Genomic DNA, 8,208 nt, shown 5'->3' on the forward strand with positions numbered 1-8,208 from the left:
AACATACCAAAAAGGCAAAGAACGCCTTTCCGGTATGTTCGCCTTATGCTTGTCGCCTCTGGCAAAGCCCCTCCGCTTTTCTTGTCAGAATATTGATTTTTTTACATAGGCGTGCGTATTGCCCTTGGTTTGTGCTATTATCAAAGGTATGAAAATTGATGGAATAAAAGGAGTAAGTATATCATGAAGAGAAGAGTTGCCCGTGAAAAGGCTTTACAGGCGTTATTTCAAATAGATATGAGTGGGATTGAGCCCGATGTAGCGTTAACGAACGTATTGGAAGAAGAAGAGAAGATGGATGCCTATCTGGAACAGCTTGTTCTGGGGTTCATTGAGAATCAGGAACGGATCGATGGACATATCCGTGAAAATCTGGAGAAATGGTCTTTTGACCGTCTGGCGAAAGTCGATCGCAATATTTTACGATTAGGAGTGTACGAGCTGCTGTTCGTGGAAGATGTTCCGAATAATGTGGTCATTAATGAAGCCGTTGAAATTGCAAAGATCTTTGGGGATGATCAATCCAGCAAGTTCATCAATGGTGTTCTTTCAAAGGTAAGTCAATCCTAACAAAACAGGGGGCGATTGGAATGTCAGCTTCTATAATTGATGGTAAACTCATTGCTGATTACTATCGGCAGCAATTAAGGAGTCAGATTCAAAAGCTGAAGGAACAGGAAGTCACTCCAGGCTTGGCTGTCATCCTCGTCGGGGACAACCATGCCTCTCATTCTTATGTGAAAATGAAGAGAAAAGCTTGCAGTCATCTCGGAATCCATTCAGAGCTTTATCAGTATGAAGAAAGTCTCACCCAGGATGAGCTTCTGAATAAGATCCGGGAGTTGAACGGCCAAAATCATATCCATGGGATTCTCGTTCAACTGCCGCTCCCGGCGCATATTAACCCGATCACGGTGATTGAGACGATTTCTCCATCCAAGGATGTGGACGGGTTTCATCCTGTTTCCATCGGAAAGATGGTCACCAATCAAGATACCTTCTACTCCTGTACGCCACTCGGGATCATGAAGATGCTTGAATATGAAAATATTCCGGTAGAAGGGAAACATGTTGTCATTTTAGGAAGAAGTAACATTGTCGGAAAGCCGGCAGGTCACTTATTCCTGAATCGAAATGCGACCGTGACGTATTGTCATTCGAAAACGGATGATATGTCCTCCTACACAAAGCAGGCGGATATTATCGTATCTGCCGTTGGGAAGGCGAACCTGATCGGTGCTGAAGACGTCAAACCAGGCGCCGTTGTCATCGATGTGGGAATGAATCGTGATGAAGAAGGCAAGCTATGTGGGGACGTGAATTTTGCAGAGGTGAAGGAAAAGGCCGGTAAAATCACGCCGGTTCCAGGTGGTGTCGGCCCGATGACAATCACCATGCTTCTGTATAATACTGTGAAATCGGCAGAATGGGCTCTCCGGAATCGCCAAAACGGTTAAAAAATAGTACAATATACGTAACATAAGAGGAAAGGGACGGCTCATCGCTGGTCCCTTTCCGTATTCCTGCATATAAAATCCATTAGAATAGGCAAGTAACAAAGGAGTCAGTGAGCATGGAACTCGATCAATCGCGTTATTTAACCGTACAAGCTCTGACAAAATACATAAAACGAAAATTCGATAGAGATCCCCACCTGTCCAATCTGTTTGTACGCGGGGAAATCTCCAACTTCAAAAGACATTCGAGCGGACATATGTACTTTACCCTGAAGGATGAAAAGGCCCGCATCCTGTCCGTCATGTTTTCAAGCCATAATCAATCCATGAAATTCCGACCGGAAAATGGAATGAATGTCTTGATACGCGGAGACGTATCCGTATATGAATCAGGCGGGCAATATCAGATTTATGTGAAGGAAATGCAGCCAGATGGGATTGGTGAACTCTATTTAGCATATGAGCAGCTGAAAGAGAAGCTTGAAAAAGCAGGTTATTTCGAGCAAAGCAGAAAAAGGATGATCCCTAAATTCCCGAAACGGATTGCTGTCGTCACCTCCCCGACGGGTGCTGCGATCCGTGACATCATCACGACCATCAAACGGCGTTATCCGATTGGGGAAATCCTTGTATTTCCCGCTTTGGTCCAAGGCGATCAAGCGGCAGGTTCGATTGCAGGGGCGATGCGGAAGGTAAATGAACTCGGGGACATTGACGTGCTGATCATCGGTCGCGGTGGCGGGTCGATTGAAGAGCTGTGGGCCTTTAACGAAGAGATCGTGGCCAAAGCCATCGTGGAATCCGACGTTCCTGTCATTTCAGCGGTAGGACATGAAACGGACTTTACGATCGCCGACTTTGTGGCGGATCTTCGGGCACCCACCCCGACGGCTGCAGGTGAATTAGCGGTTCCCCATATCGATGATTTATTGGAGAGGATCATGAATCGTAAGCTGCGATTGATCAAGGCTTTTAAAACAAAACTGCAAAGTGAAAGAAGCCGCTTAAATAGTCTGACGAAATCGTATGCTTTAAGAAATCCCCGAAACCTCTATCAGCAAAAGATCGAGACCGTCGACCGGCTGACAGACCAGCTTCAAAGAACGATTCGTTTGCAAGTGAAACAAAACCGGGATCAATTGTCCGGTATTCATTCAAGGCTCGAGCGTGTACACCCATCACAGCTCATCACGATGCAGCATGAACGGGTCTTATTTATGCGTACACGGCTCGAGAAGCAGTTTAAACAAGTGCTGAAAGAAAAGAACCATCGTTTCACTTCAGCATTGTCCACCCTGCATGCCCTCAGTCCGTTGAAAATCATGGACCGGGGTTACAGCCTGGTTTACCAGGATGAAGGCAGCTTGATTAAATCATCTCAGCAAGTGAAAGCAGGCGACCGCCTCGAGATCAATGTCAGAGATGGAAAAATACATTGTGAAGTTGAATCCGTTGAGGAGAGTGAACGAAATGGCAAAGTCTAAAGATGAATTATCGTTTGAAATGGCTATGGAGCAGTTGGAAGAGATTGTCGAGAAATTAGAAGAAGGGGAAGTTCCCCTCGAGAAGGCACTGGAATTTTATCAAAAGGGGATGGACCTTTCGAAATACTGTCATGATACACTGCAAAAGGCAGAAAACCAATTAACCAAAATGATGACGGATGAAGGGGAAAAATCCTTTGATCTGGATGAGGGGGAATAAAGAGTGACTTCTCCCATTACATTGAAAGAGTTTCAACAGGAGCATGGAGAACGGATAACCCATCATATGGTTGAAGCCGTCGAGAGCCTATCAGTGCCCCGTGTATTGAAGGAGGCAATGGTTTATTCCCTGCAGGCAGGCGGGAAAAGGATACGTCCCATCCTCCTGTTAGCTTCGATCAAGGCCTTTAACAAGGACCTGATGCTAGGAATCAATACTGCAGCGGCCCTTGAAATGATCCATACATATTCACTGATCCATGATGATCTTCCTTCCATGGATGATGACGATTTAAGGAGAGGGAAGCCCACCAATCACAAGATTTACGGAGAAGCCGTCGCGATCTTAGCCGGTGACGGTTTGCTGACATACAGCTTCCAGCTCATAGCAGAGGACAGGACCCTGACAGCTGATACCAAGGCGAAGCTGATCGCCCTTCTCGCCCGGTGTGCCGGTCCTGAAGGCATGGTCGGGGGTCAAGTCGCCGATATTGAAGGGGAAAATAAGCAGTTGACTGTCGAAGAGCTTGAAAACATTCACGTCCATAAGACGGGAAAGTTACTTACATTCAGTGTATTGGCCGGGGGGATCATCTCCGGTGCGTCAGACGGGGAACTTGAGCTCCTTGAAAAATTTTCTTACCATATCGGCCTTTCCTTCCAAATTCAGGACGACATTCTTGACATAGAGGGATCGGAAGAAATGATTGGTAAACCTGTCGGGAGCGACGAATCGAAACATAAGAGCACGTACCCAAGCCTTTTGACGATGAAAGGGGCTAAGGAGAAGCTTCATTTCCACCTGGACGAAGCGTTGACATCCCTTGAACAGCTGCCCGTGGATTCGAGCCTTCTTGCAGAAATTGCCCGAATGATTGTTTCAAGGAATCATTAAAACCAATCAGTATTTGAGCAAAAGATTTAACATATGTTATAATACGATTAGAATAAATTTTGGGGTGGTGCAGTATTCTAGTCAGTCCACCAATCCTGAAGGTGGGCCTAAAAATCCACTAAAGGGCACATCGATGAAGTTCCTGGAATTGGCTTGAGGCGCCCAGCTTTGGGTCATATCTGGGAGTAAGGCTTGAGGGCGATCCACAATGGCATGTGGGCGTTGACCCGCGAGCCGCGGAGGCTTTGTTTCTCATGCTGGCATTAAGCATATGCAATGAGGACAAAGTATGAACCTGCGATGTGATGAATCACTAGCAGCGTAGCCTGCCTTGAGTGAAGAGTGAGGGGATTATGGTTACAGGGTACACATCAGTTGGCCATTGATATGTGCTTTTTCGCCCATATGAAATCCTCTTTGCAAAAGAGGCTAAGGATTGCGTTAAGGACTGTTGAGGAAAACTCCTAGACTGTTCATATTCGGACATATAAAGAGGATTATAGTGCGGACTAAGTGGTAATCCAGTCTAGCTTGTGGTGACGCGGCTAAGTCGGGTTTAATGGGAAACCGCCGGTATGGCAACATCCGGTACCTGATTGGGAAAACCTACTGGACCTAAGCTGCAATTTTTACTCTTTATATGACCCCCCAATTACATATAAAACAAACTATTTACACAATAGAAACGGTGTGTTTAAACGATAATGAATGAAACAATGAAAAACTCAATAAAGTGGAGTGTCAGCATTGCCGTTATCACATTTGTGTTAGCGGCTATTTTTTCAGTCACATCAAATATGGTTTTGAACGGTGTCGCATGGTTTACAGGGCTCGTCGTCGTGTTGATCATCGTCTTCATCGGGATCTTTTTTGATATGCTGGGAATCGCTTCAACAGCGGCTGATGAAACCCCCTTTCATGCCATGGCGGCCAAAAAGGTGTACGGGGCAAAATATTCGATTAAAATCGTTCGTAACGCAGATCGATTTGCAAGCTTCTGTAACGATGTGATCGGTGATATTTCAGGGATCATAAGCGGGACGGCATCAGCCATCGTACTGATTCAGCTCGCCGTCTCCTTTCACCTCAAAGGGGGCTCCCTGAAGGAATATATCGTAAGCGTGACCCTGACAAGTATCATCGCATCTTTGACGGTCGGAGGCAAAGCGCTTGGAAAAACGTTTGCTATCACCTATTCTAAGGATATAATATTTAGAGTTGGTAAAGTTCTACAATTCCTCGAAGATCGATTCCATATCGTTTTGATCAAAGATAAAAAAGACAAAAAAGATAGAAACAAGAAAAAGGGTTATAAGCGTGAGAAACAAAATATTTAGTGATGAAAGTGAGTGGACCCCATGGATTTATTATCAATAAAGGAGCCTTCTTTTCTAAAAAGCATGTCGAATGAACAATTGGAAGAGCTCAGCCAAGAGATCCGCCAATTCTTAATCAAGAATCTATCGAAGACTGGCGGTCATATTGGTCCAAACTTAGGGGTGGTCGAATTAACCGTTGCCCTTCATAAACATTTTTCCAGTCCAAAAGATAAAATCCTTTGGGATGTTGGTCACCAATCGTATGTTCATAAAATCTTAACCGGGAGGGCATGTCAATTTGATACCCTCCGTCAATATAAGGGGTTATGCGGTTTCCCGAAACGGAATGAAAGTGAGCATGATGTATGGGAAACCGGTCATAGTTCCACTTCATTATCGGCAGCCATGGGTATGGCGATCGCGAGGGACGTCAAGAAAGAAGATTCCTATATTATCCCTGTGATCGGTGATGGTGCCTTGACTGGTGGAATGGCACTTGAAGCACTTAATCACATCGGTCATGAAAAGAAGGATATGATCGTTGTCTTAAATGACAATGAAATGTCCATCGCTCCGAATGTAGGGGCCCTTCACAGTGTACTTGGCCGTTTGCGTACAGCGGGCAAATACAACTGGGTAAAGGATGAGATGGAATACATCCTGAAGCGCATCCCAGCTGTTGGCGGTAAATTGGCGAGTACCGCAGAGAGGGTGAAAGACAGCTTGAAGTATCTATTCGTTTCAGGCATGTTCTTTGAAGAACTTGGATTCACCTATCTCGGACCGATCGATGGCCATGATTATAATGACCTGTCTGAAAATATTCAATATGCGAAAAAAACAAAAGGCCCCGTCCTGTTACACGTGATCACGAAAAAAGGAAAAGGGTTTCAGCCTGCAGAATCAGACAAGCAGGGTACGTGGCATGGAACGGGCCCTTACAAGATCGATACAGGGGATCTCATCAAGCCGGTGAACGCACCGCCTTCCTGGAGCGGACTTGTAAGTGAGACGGTCCGCAGGGTTGCCCGTGAAGATGAACGGATCGTTGCGATAACACCAGCCATGCCGGTAGGCTCCAAATTACTCGGATTCGCGGAAGAATTCCCTGATCGGATGTTCGACGTGGGGATTGCCGAGCAGCATGCGACCACGGTTGCCGCAGGACTTGCCACTCAGGATATGAAGCCGTTTCTGGCCATTTACTCGACCTTCCTGCAACGGGCATATGATCAGGTGGTCCACGATATCTGCCGCCAAAACTTAAATGTCTTCATCGGAATCGACCGTGCCGGATTGGTCGGGGCGGATGGTGAAACGCATCAAGGCGTATTCGACATCGCCTTTTTAAGACATTTACCGAATATGGTCCTGATGATGCCAAAGGATGAGAATGAAGGTCAACATCTTGTCAATACGGCCCTTCAATACAATGACGGTCCGATCGCTTTGCGCTATCCACGCGGAAACGGGTATGGAGTGCCTATGGATCCTGACCTGACAACCATACCGATCGGGACGTGGGAAGTATTGAAACAAGGGTCCGATGCAGCGATCCTGACGTTTGGAACGACCATCCCGATGGCCATGGAAGCGGCGGCAGACCTTGAAAAGCAGGGACTTTCCGTTCGGGTTGTCAACGCACGTTTCATCAAACCGATGGATGAGAGTATGCTGAAAGGGATCCTGGAAGAGGAAATGCCTGTGTTGACGATCGAAGAAGCCGTGCTTCAAGGCGGCTTTGGAAGCGGCGTCCTTGAATTTGCGCAGGAACAAGGCTTCCACGACGCCGTGATCGACCGCATTGGGATTCCGGATTACTTCATCGAGCATGGAAGCGTGAAGGAATTATTGAACGAAATCGGCATGACCAAAGAAAACGTAGTGGATCGCATTCTGACGATCACACCAAAAAAACAAAAAAGGGCTTAATGATGAAAGTAAAAAAACAACGTGTAGACGTACTCCTTGTAGAACGAGGATTAATTGATACAAGAGAAAAAGCGAAACGGGCTGTCATGGCGGGTCTTGTCTATTCCAATGAAGTGAGACTGGACAAGCCCGGGGAGAAAGTAAGTGAAGATATCCCGCTCACCATGAAAGGGAAAGTCATCCCTTATGTGAGCCGGGGCGGTTTGAAGCTTGAAAAGGCCCTTGAAGTCTTCGATGTGGATGTGGAAGGTAAAGTGATGATTGATATCGGTGCTTCCACTGGGGGATTCACGGATTGTGCTCTCCAAAACGGTGCAAAGATGTCGTACGCCCTTGATGTAGGGTACAACCAGCTTGCCTGGAAGCTAAGACAGGATGAGAGGGTCGTCGTCATGGAAAGAACCAACTTCCGTTACGTTACCCCTGCAGATCTTCAAGGGGAAATGCCAAGCTTTGCATCCATCGATGTATCGTTTATTTCCCTTTCCTTGATATTGCCTGTACTGAAAACATTACTGGTGCCTGGCGGGGACTGTGTCGCTTTAATCAAGCCACAGTTTGAAGCAGGGAAGGACCAGGTCGGCAAGAAAGGGATCGTAAGGGATCCCGCCGTGCACAAGATGGTCATCGAGAAAATCATGACGTTGGCGATTAAAGAAGGCTATCATATCGCAGGGTTGTCCTACTCCCCAATCACTGGAGGAGATGGGAATATCGAATTTCTCATTCATTTGAAATGGTCCGGTGCCGAGGGAGAAGGACAGTCTCTCCTGGACATCACTCCGGATGAAGTCATCGAGGATGCCCATAGTCAATTAAAAGCAAAAACGCAATAGAATGGTGCCGCTCTTCTGGGAAGGGCGGCCTTTTTAGTGAGGGTGTTCCGCTTTTCTTTGTCGAGC

General features: G+C 46.5%; 8 protein-coding genes. All 8 read left to right on the plus strand.

What is annotated here, in order from left to right:
* Positions 1-183: 183 nt before the first annotated feature.
* The 8 genes from nusB to CN378_RS21770 all read left to right on the plus strand — a co-directional run bounded on the left by nusB (position 184) and on the right by CN378_RS21770 (position 8,142).
* Positions 184-570, plus strand: a complete 387-nt coding sequence (gene nusB / locus CN378_RS21735) for a transcription antitermination factor NusB (protein ID WP_098354594.1) — start codon at positions 184-186, stop codon at positions 568-570.
* Positions 571-590: 20 nt separating this feature from the next.
* Positions 591-1,457, plus strand: coding sequence for a bifunctional methylenetetrahydrofolate dehydrogenase/methenyltetrahydrofolate cyclohydrolase FolD (gene folD, locus CN378_RS21740; RefSeq protein WP_098354595.1), 867 nt, complete (start codon positions 591-593; stop codon positions 1,455-1,457).
* Between the two features lie 116 nt (positions 1,458-1,573).
* On the plus strand, positions 1,574-2,941 hold the full coding sequence (gene xseA, locus CN378_RS21745; RefSeq protein ID WP_098354596.1) for an exodeoxyribonuclease VII large subunit: 1,368 nt from the start codon (positions 1,574-1,576) through the stop codon (positions 2,939-2,941).
* Positions 2,928-3,161, plus strand: coding sequence for an exodeoxyribonuclease VII small subunit (gene xseB, locus CN378_RS21750; protein ID WP_098354597.1), 234 nt, complete (start codon positions 2,928-2,930; stop codon positions 3,159-3,161). The genes xseA and xseB overlap by 14 nt, the downstream gene beginning before the upstream one ends.
* Before the next feature lie 3 nt (positions 3,162-3,164).
* The gene (locus CN378_RS21755; RefSeq protein WP_368731162.1) at positions 3,165-4,055 is read left to right on the plus strand and encodes a polyprenyl synthetase family protein; all 891 of its coding nucleotides are present in this window, start codon (positions 3,165-3,167) and stop codon (positions 4,053-4,055) included.
* Between the two features lie 704 nt (positions 4,056-4,759).
* Positions 4,760-5,392 carry a hypothetical protein gene (locus tag CN378_RS21760; RefSeq protein WP_098354598.1) on the plus strand — a complete coding sequence of 211 codons (633 nt, stop codon included), beginning with the start codon at positions 4,760-4,762 and terminating at the stop codon, positions 5,390-5,392.
* 21 nt (positions 5,393-5,413) lie between these two features.
* A complete protein-coding gene (gene dxs / locus CN378_RS21765; protein WP_098354599.1) occupies positions 5,414-7,306 on the plus strand; it encodes a 1-deoxy-D-xylulose-5-phosphate synthase in 1,893 nt (630 codons plus the stop codon).
* Positions 7,307-7,308: 2 nt separating this feature from the next.
* Positions 7,309-8,142 (plus strand): TlyA family RNA methyltransferase, encoded by an 834-nt coding sequence (locus tag CN378_RS21770; protein WP_098354600.1) that lies wholly within the window; start codon positions 7,309-7,311, stop codon positions 8,140-8,142.
* Positions 8,143-8,208 lie beyond the last annotated feature (66 nt).

It is taken from the genome of Bacillus sp. AFS015802, from assembly GCF_002561455.1.
Classification (GTDB): Bacteria; Bacillota; Bacilli; order Bacillales; family Bacillaceae_B; genus Rossellomorea.